Origin of the sequence: Mesorhizobium sp. WSM4906, assembly GCF_029674625.1 — a bacterium.
GTDB lineage: Bacteria > Pseudomonadota > Alphaproteobacteria > Rhizobiales > Rhizobiaceae > Mesorhizobium.
The window spans coordinates 3,329,622-3,352,206 of sequence record NZ_CP121355.1 but is presented as its reverse complement, the minus strand read 5'-3'; the positions used below and the strand labels follow the sequence as shown (position 1 = coordinate 3,352,206).

Sequence of the window (22,585 nt, the reverse complement as noted above, 5' to 3'; positions counted from 1 at the left end):
GTGATGTGGCAATGCGCGCGGCTCGTGGTCTCTCTATCCTTCTCCTTCTCTTTTTCGCCTTGAATGGTGCAGCACTTGCGGCCGAAGCCAGGCGAATCGTGACGACCGACAATTCCGACTATTTCGGTTTCGACCTCAGGTCCGACCAGAATGTCAGCCTCGATCAATGCAAGACCACATGCCTCGGCGACCCTGCCTGCCGCGCCTTCACCTACAACACCAAGGCCAAATGGTGCTTTCTCAAATCCGACTATAACCAGCTCAAACCGTTCAGCGGCGCCGTCGCCGGCAAGATTGCCAATGTCGACGGCGATCCCGATATCGGCGCCCCGCCGGCGCTCGCCTTCTTTCCCAGCTGGATGGCCGACCAGGCGCAGCAGTTCCGCAACAAGCTGACCGACCCGGCCTATGACAAGCCGACCGAGGGCTTGGCGGCGCTCCAGGCCGCGGCCGAGCAGGCGGCGCTGACCGGCGACCATCGTCTGGCCATGCAGAAATACCAGGCGGCCCTTTCCGTCCTGCCGGACGACGGCGCGCTCTGGCTGTCGCTGGCGCGCGAGACGCTCGGCGTGCAGCCGGCTGCCAACACCTCCGAACCCTCGACCTTGCCGGCAAACATCACCTCGGCCGCCTTCAACGCCTATAAGCTGGTGCGCACGGCAAAGACCCGAGCCGAGGCCTTGGCGCTGCTGGCCGCCGGCCTCGACAAGCGCGACCTCTTCCGGCCGGCGATCCAGGCCTATGAGGCGAGCCTCGCGCTGGTGAACTCGCCAGCCGTCCAGGCCGACTATGCCGATCTCAAGGCGCGCAAGGGTTTCCGCGTCATCGACCATTCCGTCGACGCCGATTCCTCTTCACCACGCATCTGCGCGCAGTTCTCCGAGGAACTGGTCAAGACCGGCGCCGACTATTCGCAGTTCATCACCGTCGATAACGCCGCTCCCAAAGCCGTCGAGGCCAAGGACAAGCAGATCTGTGTCGAAGGGCTGGAACACGGCCAGCATTATGACGTGACCTTCCGCGCTGGCCTGCCGGCCGCGATCGGCGAGACGATCGCCGCCCCGGTCGTGCTGTCGATCTATGTCCAGGACCGCGCCCCGTCTGCCCGCTTCACCGGCGACAGCTTCGTGCTGCCGGCCGGCGCCCGCCGCGGCATCCCGGTCGTCACCGTCAACATGAACGCCGCCAAGATGAAGCTCTATCGCATCGGCGACCGGTCGCTGGCGCAGCTACTGTCCGGCTATCAGTTCCTGCATCAGCTCGACGGTTATGACATTTCCACCATTTCCGACCAGATGGGCGAGCCCGTCTGGGAAGGCACGCTCGATATCGCCAACGACCTCAACAAGGAGGTCACCACCTCCTTCCCGGTCGACGAGGCGATCCCGCAGCGTAAACCCGGCGTCTATGTGCTGACAGCCCAGCCGGTCGACGACAAGAGCGACGAGTATGGGTCGCGCGCCACCCAGTGGTTCGTCGTTTCTGACATCGGTCTGTCCACCTATACCGGCCAGGACGGCCTCAATGTCTTTGCCCGCTCGCTCGGCTCCGCCAAGCCGATCGCCGGCGCCGAACTGACGCTGCTGGCCAAGAACAACGAGATTCTCGGCACCGCGACTTCCGACGCCGAAGGCCACGCCGTGTTCAACCCGGGCCTCACCCGCGGCGAAGGCGGCATGGTGCCGGCCGTGCTGATGGCCAAGCAGGGCGACAACGACTTCGTCTTCCTCGACATGGGCCGCGCCGGCTTCGATCTGTCGGATCGCGGCGTTGCCGGACGTGCCGCGCCCGGCGCGCTCGACGTCTATGCCTGGACCGAGCGCGGCATCTACCGTGCCGGCGAGGACGTCCATGTCGCGGCGCTCGCCCGCGACGGTGCCGCCAAGGCGGTCGAGAACCTGCCGCTCACCTTCATCTTCACCCGTCCCGACGGCGTCGAGAACCGCCGCATCGTCAGCGACGGCGTCTCCGCCGGCGGCCATGCCGTCGACCTGCCGCTAGAGCCGAACGCCATGCGCGGCACCTGGACGGTATCGATCTACACCGATCCCAAGCAGTCGCCCGTGGCGAGCCAGATGTTCCTGGTCGAGGACTTCGTGCCGGATCGCATCGAGTTCGACCTGACCGCCGACAAGAAGGAGATCGCTCAGGGCGAGACGGCCAATGTCAGCGTCGACGGCCGTTTCCTCTACGGCGCGCCGGCAGCCGGCCTCGCGCTCGAAGGCGAGATGACCCTGTCGACCACCGACAGCTGGGAGCGGTTCGAGGACTTCACCTTCGGTCTCGCCGACGAGCAGTCGGCCGAACCCACGGTGACGCCGCTCGCCAATCTTCCCGTCGTCGGCGACGACGGCAAGGCGACCTTCCCGGTCTCGATCGACCAGTTGCCCTCGACCACCAAGCTGATCAACGCCAAGGTGACCGTGCGCATGCGCGAAGCCGGCGGCCGTGCCGTCGAGCGCTCGCTCGACATCGCCGTTCATCCGGAAAAGGAGATGATCGGTATCCGTCCGGACTTCGAAGGCGATGAGGTGCCGCAAGGCGGAACCGCGAAGTTCAACATCATCGCGGTCGATCCGAACGGCAAGCGCGAGGAGCTGAAGGGCGCCCAGTGGTCGCTGGTCAAGGTCGAGCGCAATTACCAATGGTATCGCTCCAACAATTCCTGGAATTATGAAGCGGTCAACCTTACCAAGGCCGTCGCCAACGGCCAGATCGACCTGAAAGCCGACGGCGAGGCGACCGTGTCGCTGCCCGTCGATTGGGGGCGCTACCGGCTGGAAGTGGGAACCGCCGACCCGAACGGTCCGGCGACCAGCTACGAGTTCGACGCCGGCTGGTACGTCGCCTCCACCACCACCGAGACTCCGGACGGCCTGGAGATCGCCCTCGACAAGGATACTTATGCCGCCGGCGAGGTCGCCGAGCTGAAGGTTTCGCCACATTTTGCCGGCGAACTGCTCGTCACCATCGGCGCCGAGAAGCTCTTGAAGACCGTCACCGCATCGGTGCCGGCCGGCGGCAGCACCGTCGACATCCCGGTCGGCGACGACTGGGGCGCCGGCGCCTATGTCACGGCGACTTTGTTCCGGCCCGGCGATGCCGAGCAATCGCGCATGCCGGCGCGCGCCATCGGCGTCAAGTGGCTGACCGTCGATCCCGGTTCGAAGAAGCTTGCCGTCACCCTGACGCCGCCTGAAAAGACCGCGCCGCGCCAGCAGCTATCCATCCCGGTCGCCGTCAATGGCGCGCAACCCGGCAGCAACGCCTATGTGATGGTCGCGGCCGTCGATGTCGGCATCCTCAACCTGACCAACTACAAGGCGCCCGATCCGGAAGACTGGTTCTTCGGCCAGCGCATGCTGGGTCTCGAGATCCGCGACCTCTATGGCCGTCTTATCGACGGCTCGCTCGGCACCACCGGCAAATTGCGGACCGGCGGCGACGGCGCCAACATGCAGTCGCAAGGCAGCCCGCCGACCGAGAAGCTGGTCGCTTTCTTTTCCGGCCCCGTGCAACTCGACGCCAACGGCAAGGCACGGGTCGACTTCGACATCCCGCAGTTCAACGGCACCGTGCGGGTCATGGCGGTCGCCTGGACCAAGGAAGCCGTCGGCCATGCCCAGACCGACGTCATCGTGCGCGATCCGGTGGTGATCACCGCCGGCCTGCCGCGCTTCCTCGCACCCGGCGATGCCGCGACCATGCGCCTCGACATCGCCGACACCGACGGCCCCGTCGGCGACTACAAGCTCTCAGTCACCACGACCGGCGATCTCTCGACCGGCGACAAGCCCTTGCCCGAGAAGCTCACGCTCGCCCAAGGCAAGCGGCAGTCGCTCTCAATCCCGCTGATCGCGCGGACGGCGGGTGACGCCTCGATCACCGTCAAGCTCGCGCATGACAGCGGCGCCGAGGTCGAGCAGACGCTCTACCTGCCGGTGCGTCCGGCCCAGCTCCCGGTCACCAATCGCATGGTGGCAGACCTGAAGCCCAAAGGCGGTTCGCTGCGCATCGACAAGGAGCTGCTGGCCGCAAGCGTGCTCGACGGCGCCTCGGTCAGCATCGGCGTTTCGCAAGCCGCCGCCTTCGACGTGCCCTCGCTGTTGATGAGCCTCGACCACTATCCTTATGGCTGCGCCGAGCAGACCACCAGCCGCGCGATGCCGCTGCTCTATGTCAACGACATGGCTAAAAGCATCGGCATGGAGAGCGATCCCGAACTGCACGGCCGCATCCAGGACGCCGTCTACAAGGTGCTGAGCTATCAGGCGTCGAGCGGCAGCTTCGGCCTCTGGGGTCCGGGCTCCGGCGATCTCTGGCTCGACGCCTATGTCAGTGAATTCCTGACCCGGGCGCGCGAGCAGAAATACGACGTGCCGGCCCAGGCGATGAACCAGGCGTTGAACAACCTGCAGAACTCGCTCGGCTACGACCAGGACGTCCAGGATCGCGGCAGCGAGATCGCCTATGCGCTCTATGTGCTCGCCCGCAACAAGAAGGCCTCGATCGGCGACCTGCGCTATTATGCCGACACGCAGCTCGAAGCCTTCTCCAGCCCGATGGCCGTCGCCCAGCTCGCGGCCAGCCTCGCACTCTACGGCGACACGCAGCGTTCGGAGGCGACGTTCCAGACGGCGCTGCGGCTGGCGCAGGCCAGTACCGAGTACGACTATTATCGTTCCGACTACGGCTCGCCGCTCCGCGATGGCGCGGCGATGCTGGCGCTGGCGGCGGAATCGAAGCCCGTGCCGAGCATCGTGCCGCAGCTGATCAGGCTGGCCGCCAGGGAACGCGCCGATGCCCGCTGGACGAGCACGCAGGACGAGGCCTGGATGCTGCTTGCCGCCCGAGCGCTGAAGGAAGGCAATGATTCCATCACGCTTTCCATCAACGGCACGCCGCATTCCGGCGGCTATTCCGACCGTATCTCCGGCAGCGATCTGGAGGGCAGCCCGCTCACCATCGCCAACACCGGCGCGACGCCGCTACAGGCGGTGGTAACCGCGGTGGCGGCACCGGTGGAACCGCTGCCGGCCGGCGGCGACGGCTTCACCGTCGATCGCACCTACTACAAGCTCGACGGCACCGAGGCCAACGTCACCGAAGCCAAGCAGAACGAGCGCTATGTGGTCGTGCTCAAGGTCTATGAGCAGAACAACTGGCCCTCGCGCGTTCTGGTGACCGACCTGTTGCCGGCCGGCTTCGAGATCGACAACCCGAGCCTGGTTTCCAGCGCGCAATTGTCGAACTTCTCCTGGCTGGCGCAGACCGACGCCGCACATCTCGAGTTCCGCGACGACCGTTTCGTTGCCGCCTTCAACCCCAACGAAGGCGACGGCGACCGCAACATCACGCTGGCCTATGTCGTGCGCGCCGTGACGCCAGGCACCTACGCTCATCCGGCGGCGACGGTGGAGGACATGTACCGACCGCAATACTCGGCCCGCACTGCCTCCGGCATGATGGAGGTCAAGGCGGAGTAAGCGCCTTGATAGACATAGCGATGGCGCTGCCCCTCATTGTCCTGCCGGACATTTCTCCCCGTATAGTGACGGGGAGAAAGGGGCTTGCGTCGAGGTTTTCGCCAATCGCCAAAGTCGCAGGACCGAAGCCGACGTCGCGGATAGCCCCCTTCTCCCCGTCACTATACGGGGAGAAGGTGCCGGCAGGCGGTTGAGGGGCAGCGCCATGCTCTCCAAGAAATTTCTCCGTCGAGCAGGCATCGCCGCAGCTTCACTCGCTGGGTTTGCAGCAATCGCCGCAGCCGCCCTCTGCGAGCTCGACCGCGCCTTTCCGCCGCCGCTGCCGGCGACCTTGAGGGTCTCGACCGAGGTGCAGGACCGCGACGGCCAGCTCTTGCGCGCCTTTGCCACGCCGGACGGCTACTGGCGGCTCGAAACTAGGCTCGACCAGGTCGACCGAAAGTTGGTCGACATGCTGGTCGCCTATGAGGACAAGCGCTTCTGGGATCACCGTGGCGTCGACGTTCTGGCGCTCTGCCGCGCCGCCGGCCAGTTCGTCACCAGCGGCCGTATCGTCTCGGGCGGCTCGACCCTGTCGATGCAGCTTGCCCGTCTGATCGAGCCGCGCGACAGCCGCAGCCTCGGCTCCAAGCTCAAGCAGATCCTGCGCGCCATCCAGATCGAGCAGAGGCTTTCCAAGCAGGAGATCCTCGAACGCTATCTGACGCTGGCGCCCTATGGCGGCAATCTCGAAGGCGTGCGCGCCGCCTCGCTCGCCTATTTCGGCAAGGAGCCGAAGCGGCTGACCGTTTCGGAATCCGCCCTCCTCGTCGCACTGCCGCAACTGCCCGAAAAACGCCGGCCCGACCGCAACCTCGACATCGCCCATGCAGCACGCGACCGTGTGCTGACCCGCATGGTTTCCGCCGGCCTGCTCAACGAAAGAGAGGCCGCGCGTGCGGCGCTCGATGACGTGTCCGGCCTGCGCCGAAAACTGCCGGCGCTGGCCGCGCATGCTTCCTACGCCATGCTGCCCAAGGCGGAACCCGGCAAGCCGCTGCAGCTCACCATCCGCAGAAGCGTCCAGCAAGGGCTTGAGCAGGTGGCAAGGGAGGCCGCCAGAAAGCTCGGGCCCAAGCTTTCCATCGCGATGGTGATGGCCGATGCCCGCACCGGCGACATTCTGGGCGAGGTCGGCTCCGCCGATTTCTTCGACGCCAGCCGTTCCGGCTGGATCGACATGACCAAGGTGGTGCGTTCACCCGGTTCGACACTGAAGCCCTTCATCTACGGGCTCGCCTTCGAGCAAGGCCTTGTGGCGCAGGAGACTATCATCGAGGACAGCCCGGCCGATTTCGGTGGCTATCGGCCGAAGAATTTCGACATGGGCTACCAGGGCGATGTCTCGATCCGCCAGGCGCTGCAGCTTTCGCTCAACGTGCCGGCGATCCGGGTGCTCGATGCGGTCGGCCCGGCAAGGCTGACCGCGCGTTTCCGCCAGGCTGGCGTCAACCTGGTCCTGCCGCCCAACGAGGCGCCGGGCTTGGCGATCGGGCTCGGCGGCGCCGGCGTGACACTACGCGACCTGGTGCAGCTCTATACGGGCCTCGCCAATGGCGGCAAGATGCACACGCTGCATGACGGCACCGAACCGGCCGATGCCGAGCGCACCACCGCCACCATCCTCGACGACCAGGCCGCCTGGCAGATCGACGACATCCTGTCCGGTGTGAAGCCGCCCGAAGGCGCCATGCAGCGCGGCATCGCCTACAAGACCGGCACCTCCTACGGCTATCGCGATGCCTGGTCGGTCGGCTTCGACGGCCGCTACGTGCTGGGTGTGTGGGTCGGCCGCGCCGACGCCAGCCCGATCCCTGGCCTGTCGGGCTACGTCTCGGCGGCGCCGATCCTGTTCGAGGGCTTCGTCCGCTCCGGTCTCGCCGGCGTGCCGCTGCCAGGCAGGCCGCCGGGCGTCTTCAATCCCAAGCGCGAGGAATTGCCGGTGACGCTCGCCCGCTTCGGCGCCGGGTCGGACGGGCTGGTGCAGACAACGCCGACCGAGCCGGCACCCACCATCATCTTCCCACCGGACGGCGCCCGCGTCGATCTCGGCACCAACTCGGCAGACGCCACGCCGCTGGTGCTGAAGCTGCAGGGCGGCCGAGCGCCGTTCCGCTGGCTTGCCAACGGCAAGCCGCTTGCCGGCATAGATCGCCGCCGCACCGCGACCTGGCAGCCCGACGGTACCGGCTACTCGACGCTGACGGTGATCGACGCCGCCGGCCGCGCGGCCAGCGTGAAGGTTTTCGTTGAGTAGAACGCGGCAAGCGATTCAGGGGATTGCGCTTATCCGTCTTCTGTTGGGCGCGAGGCACCCCCCTCTGGCCTGCCGGCCATCTCCCCCGCAAGGGGGAGATTATTCGCTTCGCGCTTTTCGCCAACTCTCAACGTTGGAAAGAGGGGTGCAGCGCCGAAGTTGCCAATCTCCCCCCTTGCGGGGGAGATGCCCGGCAGGGCAGAGGGGGGTGCCTCGCGCCGGCGTTTATTGGGACCATTTCTCGCAACGCTGGTTATCCTGACCGTCACCGCCCCAGCCCACACCGCTCCTCTGCCCGCGGGCTTCGTCAGGCTCGCCGATGTCGATCCGAGCATCCGCCAGGACATCCGCTATGCCGGCCTGGAAAACTTCCTGCACCGCAAGGCCGACGGCTACGATGCCCCGGTCTGCATCCTGACCGCGCAGGCGGCGAAGGCGCTGTCCAGCGTGCAGAAAGCCATGACCGAAACAGGCCTGACGCTGGTCGTCTTCGACTGCTACCGCCCGGCGCGCGCCGTCGCCGACCTGCGCGAATGGACAAAACAGGGCGGCCCGCCTGACCCGCAATGGTATCCGACGGTCGAGCGTGGCGATCTCATCGCCAAGGGTTATGTCGGCGAGTTCTCCAGCCATTCGCGCGGCTCGACCGTCGACCTCGCCATCGCCGCTATGGACAAGAAAAGCACCATTCACCCCGCTTGCGGCGCAGCCGATATCGGCACGCTCGACTTCGGCACCGGGTTCGACTGTTTCGATCCGGCGAGCGAGACGGCCCACCGTCCTCTCGCCGCCGAGGCGGCGGCCAACCGCAAGATGCTTCTTGAAGCCATGCGCGCCGCCGGCTTCCGCAACTATGCGCGCGAATGGTGGCATTTCACGCTTGTCGGCGAACCATTTCCAAAACGCCGCTTCGATTTTCCGGTGACCGCCAACTAGGCCGCGGGACTTGTCGTAGACGCCAGCGCTTCTAATTAGGCCCGCTGACGATGAACCACGCCCGCCAATAGAGGAAGTTATTTCCTCGATTGGCCGCCGCTCGGCGAGAAATTTCTGCAAGGCGGCGAAAAAGGCAACATTCAATGCATCTAATTTCTATAAACTCGCTAGAGTTCGCAGCAGTTCAACGGAGGCGGAAATGACCAACCCTCATTTCAGGAAACTGCTCGGCGCGCTGGTCGCCACATCTGTCCAGTTCGGCACGCTCGGTTTCGCGTTTGCCGATACGACTATTCTCAACGTGTCCTACGATCCGACACGTGAACTCTACAAGGCCTATGACGAGGCCTTCGCCGCGCACTGGAAGGCGGAAACCGGCGAAACCGTCACCATCCAGCAATCGCATGGCGGATCGGGCGCGCAGGCCCGCGCCGTGATCGACGGCCTCGACGCCGATGTCGTGACGCTGGCGCTCGAAGGCGACATTAACGCCATCGTCTCCAAGACGAAGAAGATCAATCCGGACTGGCGCAAAAAATTCGAGAATAATTCCGCGCCCTACACTTCGACCATCATCTTCCTGGTGCGCAAGGGCAATCCCAAGGGCATCCACGACTGGAACGATCTGGTGAAGGACGGCGTCCAGGTGATCACGCCCAACCCGAAGACTTCCGGCGGTGCGCGCTGGAACTATCTTGCCGCCTGGGCCTATGCCAACGCCAATGACGGCAACGACGAAGCCAAGACCAAGGAATTCGTCGGCAAGCTCTATGCGAACGTCCCGGTGCTCGACACCGGCGCCCGTGGCTCGACGGTGACCTTCGCACAGAAGGGGCTGGGCGATGTGCTGATCGCTTGGGAGAACGAAGCCTATCTCGCGCTCGACGAATTCGGCGCCGACAATTTCGACATCGTCTATCCGCCGACCTCGATCCTGGCCGAGCCGCCTGTCGCCGTGGTCGATGCCAATGTCGACGCCAAGGGCACGCGCAAGGTCGCCGAAGCTTACCTCGGCTGGCTCTACTCCAAGGAAGGCCAGACCTTGATCGCCAAGAACCACTATCGTCCGGCCAAGCCCGACCTGGTGCCGGCCGAGGACCTTGCCAAGCTGCCGGCAATCAAGCTTGTCACCATCGACGACCCGCAATTCGGCGGCTGGAAGAAAGCGCAGCCTTACCATTTTGGCGACGGTGGTATATTCGACCAGATCTACAAGCCGGCCCAGTAAGGCCAGACGGCCGGCGGGCCTGATCTGGCACGCTTTCCGAACATGACTGCGAACAGCCATTCTGGTTTGAATAGAAGGGAAGATCCAGAACAGCATGACCACAGCACCCGCTAAGGCGGGGTGGCGGTTCAGACAGCCGAGCGTCATTCCGGGCTTCGGATTGACGCTCGGCTTCTCGCTTGCCTACCTCACGCTCATCATCCTCATCCCTCTTTCGGGTCTGGTCTGGCGTTCGGCCGCGCTCGGCTGGACCGATTTCTGGGCGATCGCCGTCGACCGGCGCACCCTCAACGCGCTGAGGATCAGCTTCGGCACCGCCTTCATTGCCGCCGTGGTCAATGTCGTGTTCGGCACGGTCGTCGCCTGGGTGCTGGTCCGCTACCGTTTCCCGGGCCGCCGCATCGCCGATGCGATGGTCGATCTGCCCTTCGCCCTGCCCACCGCGGTCGCCGGCATCGCGCTTACCACGCTCTATGCGCCGAATGGCTGGATCGGCCAGCTTCTGATGCCGCTCGGCATCAAGGTCGCCTACACGCCGCTCGGCATCGTCATCGCGCTGGTGTTCATCGGCCTGCCATTCGTCGTGCGCACGGTACAGCCGATCATGGAGGAGCTCGACAAGGAGGTCGAGGAAGCCGCCGCCACGCTTGGCGCCAACCGCTTCCAGATCATCACCCGCGTGCTCTTCCCGGGTCTGGCGCCGGCCATCATCACCGGCTTCTCGCTCGCTTTCGCCCGCGGCGTCGGCGAATACGGCTCCGTGATCTTCATTGCCGGCAATCTGCCCTTCAAGTCCGAAATCGCGCCGCTTCTGATCGTGATCAGGCTCGAGGAATACAATTACGAGGCGGCGACCGCGATCGCGGCGATCATGCTGGCGCTGTCCTTCGTGATGCTTCTGGTCGTCAATCTCGTGCAGACATGGAGCCGTAAGCGCTATGGCTGATCCCGAGATCAAATCCTACGAGCCGCTGCACGAAAGCCAGTCGGCGGCGGTGACCGAAAGCCGGCCTGTGAAAGCCGTGCTGATGGCAATTGCCTTCGCCTTCCTCGCCGTCTTCCTGCTTCTGCCGCTGATCATCGTCTTCCACGAGGCGCTCGCCAAGGGCATTGGTGCCTACACGGAGGCGCTTGCCAGCCCCGACACGCGGTCGGCGATCCGCCTGACCCTGCTCGTGGCGGCGATCTCGGTGCCGCTCAACGTCATTTTCGGCATCTCGGCCGCCTGGGCGATCGCCAAGTTCGAGTTCAAGGGCAAGGCGTTCCTGACCACGCTTATCGACCTGCCCTTCTCGGTGTCGCCGGTGATTTCCGGCCTGGTCTACGTGCTCCTCTTCGGCGCGCAAGGCCTGCTCGGCGCCTGGCTGAAGGCGCACGGTATCGTCATCCTGTTCGCCGTGCCGGGTATCGTTCTGGCCACCGTGTTCGTCACCTTCCCCTTCGTCGCCCGCGAACTGATCCCGCTGATGCAGGAACAAGGCAATGGCGACGAGGAGGCCGCCCTTTCGCTCGGCGCCAATGGCTGGCAGACCTTCTGGTATGTGACGCTGCCGAACGTCAAATGGGGGCTGCTCTACGGCGTGCTTCTCTGCAACGCCCGCGCCATGGGCGAGTTCGGCGCGGTATCGGTGGTGTCGGGCCACATACGCGGCCTCACCAACACCATGCCGCTGCATGTGGAAATCCTCTACAATGAGTACAACGCCGTCGGTGCCTTTGCGGTCGCTTCGCTGCTTGCCGGCCTGGCACTGGTGACGCTGGTCTTGAAAACGCTTCTCGAGATGCGTTACGGCGCCGAGATCGCCGCGACACGCGGACACTAAGGTGCATGTCGCCCAAAGGTGTGTAGCGGTTTTGGGGCAACGACATGCATCAACTGACTGAGGGATTTGTATGGAAGTTCGCGTTGTCAACGTGCGCAAGGAGTTCGAGCGGTTTCCGGCGCTCCACGACGTGTCGCTCGACATCAGGTCGGGCGAGCTCATCGCGCTGCTTGGGCCATCCGGTTCCGGCAAGACGACGCTGCTCCGCCTGATCGCCGGCCTGGAGCGGCCGACCAAGGGCGCCATCTTCTTCGGCGACGAAGACGCCTCTCAGAAGTCGATCCAGGAGCGCAATGTCGGCTTCGTCTTCCAGCATTACGCACTGTTCCGCCACATGACGGTTGCCGACAATATCGGCTTCGGCCTGAAGGTCCGTCACGGCGCCGCGCGTCCCTCGGCGCAGGAGATCCGCCGACGCGCTTCGGAACTCCTCGACCTCGTCCAACTGTCGGGGCTGGAAAAGCGCTATCCGGCACAGCTGTCCGGCGGCCAGCGCCAACGCGTCGCTTTGGCCCGCGCCATGGCGATCGAGCCCAAGGTGCTTTTGCTCGACGAGCCGTTCGGCGCGCTCGACGCGCAGGTGCGTCGCGAGTTGCGCCGCTGGCTGCGCGAAATCCACGACCGTACCGGCCATACCACCGTCTTCGTCACCCACGATCAGGAGGAGGCGCTCGAGCTCGCCGACCGTGTCGTGGTGATGAGCCAGGGCCGCATCGAGCAGGTCGGCTCGGCCGACGAGATTTACGACACGCCGAACTCGCCTTTCGTCTACAGCTTCATCGGCGAGTCGAGTTCGCTGCCGGTCAAGGTCGACAATGGCGAGGTCTGGATCGCCGACCGGCCGATCGGCCTGCAGGCGCCGCACGCGCCGTCCGGCGAGGCTCTGCTCTACTTTCGCCCGCACGATGTCGAACTGCTCGACGGCTGCAGCGGCTGCATCGCCGGCACGGTCGCCGCCAGCCGGCGCGTCGCCGGCACCAGGCGGGTCGAGCTCGAGGTCGGCGGCGAACGCCAACGCGTCGAGATCGAGCTGCCGGTCGACCATCCCGCGGCACAGAAGAGCCGGGTGGCCTTCAGGCCGCGGCGCTGGAAGCTTTTCCCAGCTTCCTGACGTATCTTGCGCTTGCCATTTCCCACTGCGCGCGGCGGTGGCGCCGCCTGAATCGGGTTGGAAGAAAATCCTACCAAACCGCTATTCGGGCGCGATATTTTCCGGCTGCCCGCACGGCTCCCGGAGTGCGTGCCTCGTCGGACCCGGCTTTCCTTTTTATCGTCGCACCATAGTTCCGATCATTCCAAAGGAGATTTCCATGAAGCGTTTATTGCTGGGCATCGCCGCTATTGCCGGCCTCGCCCTCGCATCCTCCCAGGCCTGGCCGGCCGACAAGCTGCTGAATGCATCCTATGACGTCGGCCGCGAATTGTTCGCGGACGTCAACAAGGCCTTCGTCGCCAAGCATTCCGGCGTGACCGTCGATCAGTCGCATGCCGGAACCTCGGCTCAGGCGCGCGCCATTGCCGAAGGCTTGGCGGCCGATGTCGTCACCTTCAACCAAGTCACCGATGTCGATTTTCTGGTCAAGAAGGGCCTCGTCTCCGCCGATTGGCAGAAAGATTTCCCGGACAACGCCTCGCCCTTCTATTCCCTGCCGTCGTTCCTGGTCCGTGCCGGCAATCCCAAGCACATCAAGGACTGGAACGATCTGGTGCGCGACGATGTGCAGGTGATCTTCCCCAACCCGAAGACATCCGGCAATGCGCGCTACACTTATCTGGCCGCCACCGCCTACGCCAAGGAAGCCTTCAAGGGCGACGACGCCAAAGTGAAGGAGTTCATCACCAAGCTGTTCAACAACGTGCCGATCTTCGACACCGGCGGCCGCGCCGCCACCACCACTTTCGTGCAGCGCGAGATCGGCGACGTGCTGATCACCTTCGAGTCGGAGACGCGTGGCATCCGCAAGGAATATGGCGACGACAAGTTCGAACAGGTCACGCCTTCGGTCAGCCTGTTGGCCGAATTTCCGGTGGCGATCGTCGACAAGGTCGCCGACGAGCACGGCAGCCGCGATCTCGCCAAGACCTATCTCGATTTCCTCTATTCGCCCGAGGGCCAGGACATCGCCGCCCGCAACGGCCTGCGGGCTCGCGACGCCGCGGTCGCGGCGAAATACAAGGCCGAATTTCCCGACGTCCGCCTGTTGACGGTGGACGAGGTCTTCGGCGGATGGGACAAGGTACAGAAAGAGCATTTCGCGGCCGGCGGCTTGCTCGACCAGGCCTACGGCAGCCGCTGATCCACAATCATAGGAAGCAGGAAAGCCGGCTTTTGCCGGCTTTCTTTATATCTGGCGCTGGCATCGTTTTTGTCGGGGAAATCCCACAACCGGTGTGAAAACGTTACAAAGAATCAACGCGTTTGTGCCTAAACCTGTGCGGGCGAATTGTTGTGCCAAAATGCGCTGCACAGCCGAACTGTCATGATTTGCACACAAACAACCGCCAGATGCAGGGCGACTGGGGTTTGATGAATTGAATCGGGCATGCTGACCAAAAAAGGCAAATACGGCCTCAAGGCCCTCGTGCATCTTGCCAGCCTGCCGGCTGGCCAGCTTGCATTCGTCAATGACATAGCGGTCGCCAACAACATCCCGAAGAAATTCCTGGATGCGATCCTCGGCGAATTGCGCAATGCCGGTTTCGTGCAAAGCCGCAAGGGCAAGGAAGGCGGCTATCGCCTCGCCAGGCCAGCTTCCGAGATCAAGATCGGCCACGTCGTGCGCGTGCTGGACGGGCCGCTGGCGCCGATCCCCTGTGCCAGCCGCACGCAATACCAGCGCTGCGAGGATTGCGACGAGGCGACGTGCCAGGTCCGCCACATGATGCTGGAAGTGCGCCAAGCGATCGCCGAGGTGCTCGACAATCGCAGCCTCGCCGCCATGCGCGACGCCGACAACGACGATTTCCCGGCCGAACTCACTTCGCAGATCTGACCGCTCAGCCGCGGCGCCATACCGTTTGGTTGTCTCTCCGCGACAGACGCAGTAAAGCGGCTGACGGATGGAACAAGGTTTGGGGGTACCTGACGCATGAGGCTGCCTTGGCTAGGCAATTGCCGCGGGGCCAGCCGGCAACCTTCATGTCCAAACGTCTATCATACCGAGATCATCGCCGACGTGCTGGTGCCGGAGCGCGACGAAACCGTCCGCTTCTTCAGCCGCAAGCTCGTTCGCCCCGGCAAATTGCGCCGCTTCTCCAACAGGGATCTGTGCGAAAGCCTGCTGTCCCTGTTCTATCTCGGCGTGGCGGCGCTGCTGCCCGTCGCCTGGTGGGCGCCGATCTGCGATTGGGTTTCGACGCTTCGGCGCAAGCGCCATTTTCGCAAGGAATTCGCACGCTATGATGTCGCGATCAAAGCGGTGCTTGGCGATGGCGTCGACACGCAAAGCCTTTTCAGGGGCCATCTCGCCGCCGCGCATCGCCGCCGCCTGATGCTTGCCGCTCATCTCGTTCCTCGCCGCTGGTCGCCCTCTATCCGGCTGGAAGGGCTCGACGGCTTGCGCTTGGCCTTGCAGCGCGGCCGCGGCGCCATCGTCTGGTGCGATCAGTTCATCGCCCAGACCATCATCGGCAAGCGCGCCCTCTTCGAGGCCGGAATCGAAGCGCACCAGGTGAGCGTCACTTTCCACGGCTTTTCGGAAAGCAAATTCGGTCTGCATGTGATCAACAGGCCGCTGGTCGAGGTCGAGAACCGCTTCCTGAAAAGCCGCATCGTCTTCGAGCGCGCCGACGCCTACCAGGTCACGGCGCGCATCCAGAAGGCGCTCAAGGAAAACGGCGTCGTGCTGATGACCAACACCATCTACGCGGGCTCCACCTTCACGGAGCTTGCCATGGGCGAGCATGGCTGGACTCACCTCGCCTCGGCGCCGGCGAATTTCGCGGCGCGCGCCGGTGCAGCGCTGTTTGCCATGTCGACCTTGGAGACCGTACCCTTTCGCGAGTACCGCGCGATCGTCAGCCCCGAGCTGAAGCCACACGCTATCCAGCCAGCCTCCTTGCCGGCAAGGGACGTGACGGCAAAGAACCTCGTCCTGCAGGCGGGCTATATCCTTCTCAAGCGCGACCGTCTGCTGGAAGCGGTCAAATTATACCCCGATCAGATGATGGCCTGGTCCAGCGCCGATCGGCTCACTGGGCGGCAGGACCAACCCGCGATCGGCGGCGACGCCGCTTGAAGCAAACTGGATTGCCGACGTTCTAGCCAAGGACTTCCTTCACGATCGCGGCCACGGTCCGCGTCGCATCCACCGTCACGGCGAACTCATCCGGGCCTGGCTCTTCCAGCGTCGAGAACTGGCTGTCGACCAGGCTTGCCGGCATGAAGTGACCCTTGCGGTTCGCGACCCGGCTCCAGGCCGTCTCGCGATCGATTTTGAGATAGAGGAAGACGATGCCCGGGCAAAAACCGCGCAGCCTGTCGCGATAGCTGCGCTTCAATGCCGAGCAGGCAGCCACGGCTTTCCGTCCGTCGGCGACGGAAGCCGCGATGCGCTCGCCGATGGCGTCGAGCCAGCCCTCGCGCAACGCGTCCGTCAGCGGCTCGCCGCGCGCCATGCGCGCCACGTTCTCCGGCGGATGCAACCGGTCGCCCTCGATGAAGACGGCGCCCAACGCTTCGGCCAGCGCTTCGCCGACCACCGTCTTGCCGCAGCCGGCAACCCCCATCGCGACGATGGCCGGCGCTGACCGGATGTCGTTCAAAGGAGCCTCCGACGCTTGTGACCTTTGCCGATCCTTCATCCGCGATCAGCGACTTGCCGGAGCACGGCCATAGAGCAGAAGCATGGCGACGATCACGACGCCGTAGATGATCTGCCGCCCCGCCTCCGGCATCTGCATGACCGACAGGATCGACTGCAGCAGCGTGATCAGGATCACGCCGGCGACGGTTCCGAGATAGGAGCCGCGTCCGCCGAGGATCGAGGTGCCGCCCAGTACCACCGCGGCGATCGACGGCAGTAGATAGGCATCGCCCATCGACTGCGCGGCCTTCGAGGCATAGCCCGCCAGAAGCACGCCGCCGAAGGCCGAGAGCCCGCCGGACACGGCAAAGGCGACCATCACCACACGGCGCGTGTCGATGCCGGAAAGATAGGCGGCGCGCTCGCGATTGCCGATGCCGTAGACGGCGCGGCCGAAACTAGTGCGTGTCAGCACGAATACCATTGCAGCTCCTATCAGCGCCCAGATGATCACGGCATTCGGCACTCCCGGAATGGTGAAACCGGTCGCGAGGTAGCGCATCGCCGCCGTCGCCGAATCCTGCGGCGAGAACCCGCCCGTATAGACCACCATCAGCCCTTGCGCGACGGCATTGGTGGCCAAGGTGATGATCATCGAGGGAATGCGCAGGTAGGCGACGCCAATGCCGTTGACGATGCCGATCGCCACCCCGCACAGGATGCCGAACGGGATGGCGAGCGCGACGCCGAACTGACCATAGGCAGCGGCCGCGCAGGCCATCATGGCGCCGGTCGCCACGGACCACGGCACCGACAGGTCGATCTGACCGAGCAGGATGACCAGCATCATGCCAGTGGCGATCACGCCGAGGAACGAGGCCACCTTCAGCTGCTGCAGGAGATATTCCGGCGAGAGAAAACTGCGCGAATAGAGGCTGCCCACCAGAAGCAGGATCACGATGCATGCAAAGGCGGTCGCCACCGCCGGATCGGCGCGGCGGATGAATTTCGGCATGCGGCTGGCGATGCCGCCAAGCGTCGTTTCGCTCACAGGAACCACTCCAGCCGGTTGCGCACCCTGAACAGCGCGAAGGCGCCGAGGCTGACCGCGATCAACAGGATAATGCCCTGGAACAGCGGCTGCCAGAGCGGATCGAAATCGAAGACGAACAGGAGGTCGCCGATGGTGCGGAAGGCGAGCGCGCCGAAAATCGCGCCGACGGCGCTGCCTTTGCCGCCAAACAAAGAAACGCCACCGAGCACGACGGCCGCGATGGAGAACAGCGTATAGGCATTGCCGCTGGCATAGGCGGCTTCGCCCGTATAGGTGAAGAAGGTGAGGAACAGCCCGCCGATCGCGGCAAGCAGGCCGGCCAGCGTATAAGCAAGGAACTTGCCCCTGCGGATCGGTACGCCCGACATATAGGCCGCCGTCTCGGACGAGCCGGCAGCGTAAGCCGCGCGGCCGAGTTCGGAGCGGCTGAACGGCACCCACACGACCAGCACGACGACAAACAGCGCCACCAGGCTGGCCGGCACCACGCCGAAGAAGCGCCCGGTCAGGAAGTCGGCGAGACCCTCATCGACCGATCCGCCGGGAACCGGTCGCAAAAGCAGCGCCAGCCCGAAATAGACGGCGCCCGTGGCGATCGTCGCCACGATCGGCTGCAGGCGTCCATAGATCACGATGGCGCCGTTGATCGCCCCGCAGATGAGCCCGGTGCCGAGCACGGCCACCACCCCGAACGCCGTTTCGAGCCCGGTGCCGATCACCAGCCAGGAAGCCATGCAGTTGGTCAGCGTAAAGATCATGCCGACCGACAGGTCGATGCCCGCGGTGATCACGACGAGCGTCTGCGCCATGGCGACAAAGGCAAGCAAGACGCCCTTGTTCGCCGCCGTCTGCACGACATTGGCGGTGAAGCCGGCCGGATGGTTGGCGCTGTAGATTGCGAACATGACGATGAAGATGCCGAAGGCAAGCAGCGTCCCGCGCTGCTCTGCCAGCCAGTAGCGCCAATCCTTCACGCGCCCTCTCCCTGCCTTGGCCCATTGCTGTCACCGTGGATGTTCAGTGCGCTGGCAATCAGCGCACGCTCGGTGATCTCGGCGCCGACCAGTTCCCGCTTGACCGCGCCGTCATAGAGCACCAGCACACGGTCGCAGCAGCCGATCAGTTCGTCATAATCGGTCGAATAGAACAGGATCGCCGCGCCAGCGTCGGCCAGCTTGCGCATCAGCTGGTAGAGCTCCTGCTTGGTGCCGACATCGATGCCGCGCGTCGGATCGTTGAGCAGGATGATGCGCGGCTGCCGCATCAGCCATTTCGCGATCACCACCTTCTGCTGGTTGCCGCCGGAAAGCGCGCCGACCGGAATGTCGAGGCCCGCCGTTTTGATGGCCAGCAGCCCGACCATGTCGTCGATCAGCCGCTGTTCCGTCGCGCGGTCGATCACGCCCATTTTCGACAGCCTGCCAAGTGCTGCGAAGGACAGGTTCTCGCGCACCGTCATCGGCAGCATCAGCCCTTCCGTCTTGCGGTCTTCGGGGATCAGCGCCATGCCGATGCGGGCGTCGCTCGCGGCCGAGGGACTGGCAATCGAGACCGGCTTGCCGTCGACCAGGATCCGCCCGGAAAGACCCCGCAACACGCCGAAGAACGCAAGCAGCAGCTCGCGCTGGCCCTGGCCGTCGAGACCGCCGAGCCCTACCACTTCTCCTGCCCTGACGCTCAGAGAAACGTTGTCCAGACGGTCGGCCCAGGTGAGGTTGCGCGCCTCGAGCACGGGCGTCGTGGCAGCCGGTATGGTGGGCTTTGGCGGGAAGATGTGGCTGTATTCCCGGCCGATCATCAGCTCGACGACTTCGTTGTCGCTCTTCGATCCAGCTTGATAGCTGGCGACATTGCGACCGTTGCGGAACACGGTGCACTGGTCGGCCAGTTCGGCGATCTCGTTCATGCGGTGGGAGATATAAAGCAGCGCCAGCCCTTCCTCGCGCAGCCGCTTCAGCACGTCGAAGACCTTGGCGACGTCCGTGGCCGTCAGCGCGGAGGTCGCCTCATCGAGGATCAGGATGCGCGGCTTCCTAGCCAGCGCCTTGGCGATCTCGACCATCTGCCGACGCGACAGCGGCAGGTCCTTGACCAATGCCAACGGATGGATGTCGGAAGCGCCTGCGCGGGCAAGGGCCTCCTCCGCCATGCGCCGCTGCGCCTTGCGGTCGATCATGCCGAAGCGTTTCGGGGGATCGGAAATGACGATGTTGTCGGCGACGCTGAGTTCCGGAATGAGCGACAGCTCCTGGAAGATGCAGGCGATGCCGGCCTGGTTTGCGGCGGCCGGCGACGCGAAGCTCACCTCGCGGCCGTCGAGCGTCATGCGACCCTCGTCGGGCGCGACGACGCCCGCCATGATCTTGATGAGCGTCGACTTGCCGGCGCCGTTTTCACCGAGAATGGCGTGGATGCTGCCGGCCGTCACCGTGAGGTCGGCCTTCTCCAAGGCCCGCACGCCGCCATAGCGCTTGGATATGCCTTCCATGCGGAAGAGCGGAGCCGCGCCGTCCATCAGCCCTCCCCAGGCCAGTTCGCGATTGGCATCAAGCGGCCGGCGCCGCGAAGGCCGCGGCGCCGGATGGTCAAGCTACTTGTTTTCCTTGGTCTGACCCATGATTTCCTGGGCGGTGAAATTGATGCCGCAGGTCGGGAAGGAATTGCCGACGAAGAAATTGTCGGACTGGTCCGGGAAGAAATCCTGTCCCGCCTTGAAGTTCGGGTCCTCGACGATAGCCAGCGGCAGCTTGACCGACTGCGGCACAACATTGCCTTCGAGAGCGGCAATCGCCGTCTTGATGGCGACCGCGACCTGGGCAGGGCCGGTGCCGGCCGACGAACATTTCAACCCATCTCCCGCATGCGCGGCGCAGAATTTGCGGAAGCCGTTTTCCGTTTCGCCGCCGAACGGCACGAACGGATGCTTGGCGTCGATCATCGCCTGCACGATGCCGGTGTCGCCGCCCTGTCCCGTGATGCCGTCGAACGGTCCGCTGGTGGCGATGGCGTCGGCGGTGGCCTTCTGCGCCACGCCGTCGTCCCATTTGCCCACGACCTCGGTGACATCCCACTTCTTGCCTGAGCCGTCGAGCACCTCGTGGATGCCGTTGTGCCGGTCGGTGTCGACGGAGGTACCAGCGACGCCGCGCACCTCGAGCACCTTGCCGCCATTCGGCACATGCGCGACCAGCCACTTGCCCCACAACTCGCCGAGGCCCTTCTGGTCGACATTGACGTTGATGGCGTCCTTGGTGTCGAGGATGTTGTCGAAAGCGACGAGAATGACGCCGGCTTCCTTGGCGCGCTTGATGACCGGCCCGAACGCCGTCGGGTTCTGGGCGTTGACGACGATCGCGTCGAAGCCGGAGTCGATGAAGTTGTTGATCGCCGAGATCTGCGCCGGCACATCCTCGCCGGTCGATACCACCTTGAATTCCTTCAGCTTCTTGGCAACGTCCGGCTGCGCGGCATAGGCCTTGGCCGTCTGGATCATCTGGATGCGCCAGGTGTTGGCGATGTAGCCGTTGGCGAGCGCGATACGGTACGGCCCATCCTTCTTCGGATATTTGAAGAACTGCGTGTCGGCCGCCCACGGCGCGAAGCAGTCGGGCTCGGCGGACGGCCCTTTCACGATCTCCGGATCGGCGATCGCCGAAGAACTCAGCATGACGAATGCAGTGGCGGCAATGACGCCGCCAACAAGTGACTTGATCATCGGTATTCCTCCCAGTTGCAGTTCTGCTTGTTGAATGTGTTGGCGGTCGGCCGGCACCCTCCTGCCAATCCGATACGCTTGCGAGGTGGCTTGCGCCGTCCCTCTTTTCCCCCTCCCATCCCCTCTCCAGGCGGCTTATGAAACTATCATATTATACATAATAAACAAGCATGAGCTGTTGCTTATGTATAATAAACAGACTTCACGCAAAAATGGTAGCGCTACCATTAAAGCCTGTAAACCGGCATTTGCACAGTCGCCTCTGCGTGTTTCAGCGAGTGGTGCTCTCGCGGCGTATAAGCTCGAAACCGAGGTCGACGACCCGCTGCTGCGGTCTTTGGCCGGCGATCGCGGCAAGCGCCATCGCCACCGCCTGGCGGCCGATTTCATAGCGATGCGTGCGAACGCTGGTGACCGACGGAAAGGCTGCCTGCATCATGTCGAGATCGTTGAAGCCGACGATGCCGATCGTCTTCGGCACCGCGATCGCAGCTCGGCGGCATTCGAACAGAACGCCGAGCGCAATATCGTCATTGTTGCAGAAGACGCCATCGAGCGCCGGCATCTTGGCCAATGCATCGCGCAGAAGCTCGCGCCCGAGCGTCACGCTGGACAGTAGCGGCGTGGTGGTGACCAGACGGGGGTCGAACAGGCCGCCCGCTTCCATCGCCGCGCGATAGCCGGCAAGGCGCCGCTGCGAGCGCGGATCCATGCGCGCGCCGATGAAGCCGATCCGCCTGTAGCCCGCTTCGATCAGATGCTCGGTGGCCGCCCGGCCGCCGTCGAAATGCGAGAAGCCGACGAGCATATCGATCGGATCCGGTCCGGTTTCCATGACTTGCACCACCGGGCAGCCGGCCGTCTCCAGCAGTTTTCGCGACTGGGGCGTCTGGTCGATGCCGGCAACGATCAGTGCCGCCGGGCGCTGCAGGGCAAACACCTGCAGCAGCCGCTCTTCCTCCAGACCCGAATAGTGCGTGTTGCCGAGCTGAATGCGGAACGGGCCATCGGAGAGGCTGTCATAGATGCCGCGCACCACTTCGGCAAAGACGTTGTTGGTGAGTGACGGCACCAGCACGCCGAAGACTTCCGCGCGCGCCGAGGCCAAGGCCCGCGCGTTGGGATCCGGAACATAGCCGAGCTCGTCGACGGCGGCCTGTATCTGCCGGCGCAGATCTTCCGAAACCCGCCCAGGCTCGCGCAGGGCGCGCGACACGGTAATGGCGCCCACACCCGCCTTGCGCGCCACGTCGGCGATGGTCGGGCGACCGCCGCCGCGGCGTGAGCGGGGCTTTGTCACAG

At 64.5% G+C, this 22,585-nt stretch carries 16 protein-coding genes; 10 read left to right on the top strand and 6 right to left on the bottom strand.

Annotated elements, in window-relative coordinates; translation table 11 throughout:
* Positions 1-5: 5 nt before the first annotated feature.
* From QAZ22_RS15965 to QAZ22_RS15920, 10 genes are all read left to right on the top strand, one after another.
* Complete coding sequence (locus tag QAZ22_RS15965; RefSeq protein WP_278201720.1) at positions 6-5,486, top strand: alpha-2-macroglobulin family protein; 5,481 nt, start codon at positions 6-8, stop codon at positions 5,484-5,486.
* A 205-nt stretch (positions 5,487-5,691) separates the two neighbouring features.
* A complete protein-coding gene (pbpC, locus tag QAZ22_RS15960) occupies positions 5,692-7,782 on the top strand; it encodes a penicillin-binding protein 1C (protein WP_278201719.1) in 2,091 nt (696 codons plus the stop codon).
* Positions 7,783-7,968: 186 nt separating this feature from the next.
* Positions 7,969-8,718, top strand: coding sequence for a M15 family metallopeptidase (locus tag QAZ22_RS15955; RefSeq protein ID WP_278201718.1), 750 nt, complete (start codon positions 7,969-7,971; stop codon positions 8,716-8,718).
* 199 nt (positions 8,719-8,917) lie between these two features.
* The gene (locus tag QAZ22_RS15950) at positions 8,918-9,946 is read left to right on the top strand and encodes a sulfate ABC transporter substrate-binding protein (RefSeq protein ID WP_278201717.1); all 1,029 of its coding nucleotides are present in this window, start codon (positions 8,918-8,920) and stop codon (positions 9,944-9,946) included.
* Positions 9,947-10,040: 94 nt separating this feature from the next.
* The gene (cysT, locus tag QAZ22_RS15945; RefSeq protein WP_278072657.1) at positions 10,041-10,892 is read left to right on the top strand and encodes a sulfate ABC transporter permease subunit CysT; all 852 of its coding nucleotides are present in this window, start codon (positions 10,041-10,043) and stop codon (positions 10,890-10,892) included.
* A complete protein-coding gene (gene cysW / locus QAZ22_RS15940; RefSeq protein WP_278207753.1) occupies positions 10,885-11,769 on the top strand; it encodes a sulfate ABC transporter permease subunit CysW in 885 nt (294 codons plus the stop codon). The genes cysT and cysW overlap by 8 nt, the downstream gene beginning before the upstream one ends.
* A 70-nt stretch (positions 11,770-11,839) precedes the next feature.
* On the top strand, positions 11,840-12,880 hold the full coding sequence (locus QAZ22_RS15935) for a sulfate/molybdate ABC transporter ATP-binding protein (RefSeq protein ID WP_278207752.1): 1,041 nt from the start codon (positions 11,840-11,842) through the stop codon (positions 12,878-12,880).
* A gap of 199 nt (positions 12,881-13,079) precedes the next feature.
* Positions 13,080-14,066: a sulfate ABC transporter substrate-binding protein gene (locus QAZ22_RS15930; protein ID WP_278207751.1), complete on the top strand. Its 987-nt coding sequence runs from the start codon at positions 13,080-13,082 to the stop codon at positions 14,064-14,066.
* 246 nt (positions 14,067-14,312) lie between these two features.
* Positions 14,313-14,762, top strand: a complete 450-nt coding sequence (locus tag QAZ22_RS15925) for an Rrf2 family transcriptional regulator (protein WP_040970141.1) — start codon at positions 14,313-14,315, stop codon at positions 14,760-14,762.
* A 96-nt stretch (positions 14,763-14,858) separates the two neighbouring features.
* Positions 14,859-16,007: a hypothetical protein gene (locus tag QAZ22_RS15920; RefSeq protein ID WP_278207747.1), complete on the top strand. Its 1,149-nt coding sequence runs from the start codon at positions 14,859-14,861 to the stop codon at positions 16,005-16,007.
* Positions 16,008-16,029: 22 nt separating this feature from the next.
* Here the strand turns inward: QAZ22_RS15920 and QAZ22_RS15915 are convergent, their stop codons facing one another.
* The 6 genes from QAZ22_RS15915 to QAZ22_RS15890 all read right to left on the bottom strand — a co-directional run bounded on the left by QAZ22_RS15915 (position 16,030) and on the right by QAZ22_RS15890 (position 22,583).
* A complete protein-coding gene (locus QAZ22_RS15915) occupies positions 16,030-16,497 on the bottom strand; it encodes a gluconokinase (protein WP_278207860.1) in 468 nt (155 codons plus the stop codon).
* A gap of 81 nt (positions 16,498-16,578) precedes the next feature.
* Positions 16,579-17,565 carry an ABC transporter permease gene (locus QAZ22_RS15910; RefSeq protein ID WP_278207745.1) on the bottom strand — a complete coding sequence of 329 codons (987 nt, stop codon included), beginning with the start codon at positions 17,563-17,565 and terminating at the stop codon, positions 16,579-16,581.
* Positions 17,562-18,542 (bottom strand): ABC transporter permease, encoded by a 981-nt coding sequence (locus tag QAZ22_RS15905; RefSeq protein WP_278207744.1) that lies wholly within the window; start codon positions 18,540-18,542, stop codon positions 17,562-17,564. Before QAZ22_RS15905 ends, QAZ22_RS15910 begins: the two co-directional genes overlap by 4 nt.
* Positions 18,539-20,083 carry a sugar ABC transporter ATP-binding protein gene (locus tag QAZ22_RS15900; protein ID WP_278207743.1) on the bottom strand — a complete coding sequence of 515 codons (1,545 nt, stop codon included), beginning with the start codon at positions 20,081-20,083 and terminating at the stop codon, positions 18,539-18,541. Before QAZ22_RS15900 ends, QAZ22_RS15905 begins: the two co-directional genes overlap by 4 nt.
* 75 nt (positions 20,084-20,158) lie before the next feature.
* A complete protein-coding gene (locus QAZ22_RS15895; protein ID WP_278207742.1) occupies positions 20,159-21,283 on the bottom strand; it encodes a sugar ABC transporter substrate-binding protein in 1,125 nt (374 codons plus the stop codon).
* A gap of 271 nt (positions 21,284-21,554) precedes the next feature.
* On the bottom strand, positions 21,555-22,583 hold the full coding sequence (locus QAZ22_RS15890) for a LacI family DNA-binding transcriptional regulator (protein ID WP_278207741.1): 1,029 nt from the start codon (positions 22,581-22,583) through the stop codon (positions 21,555-21,557).
* Positions 22,584-22,585: the final 2 nt, after the last annotated feature.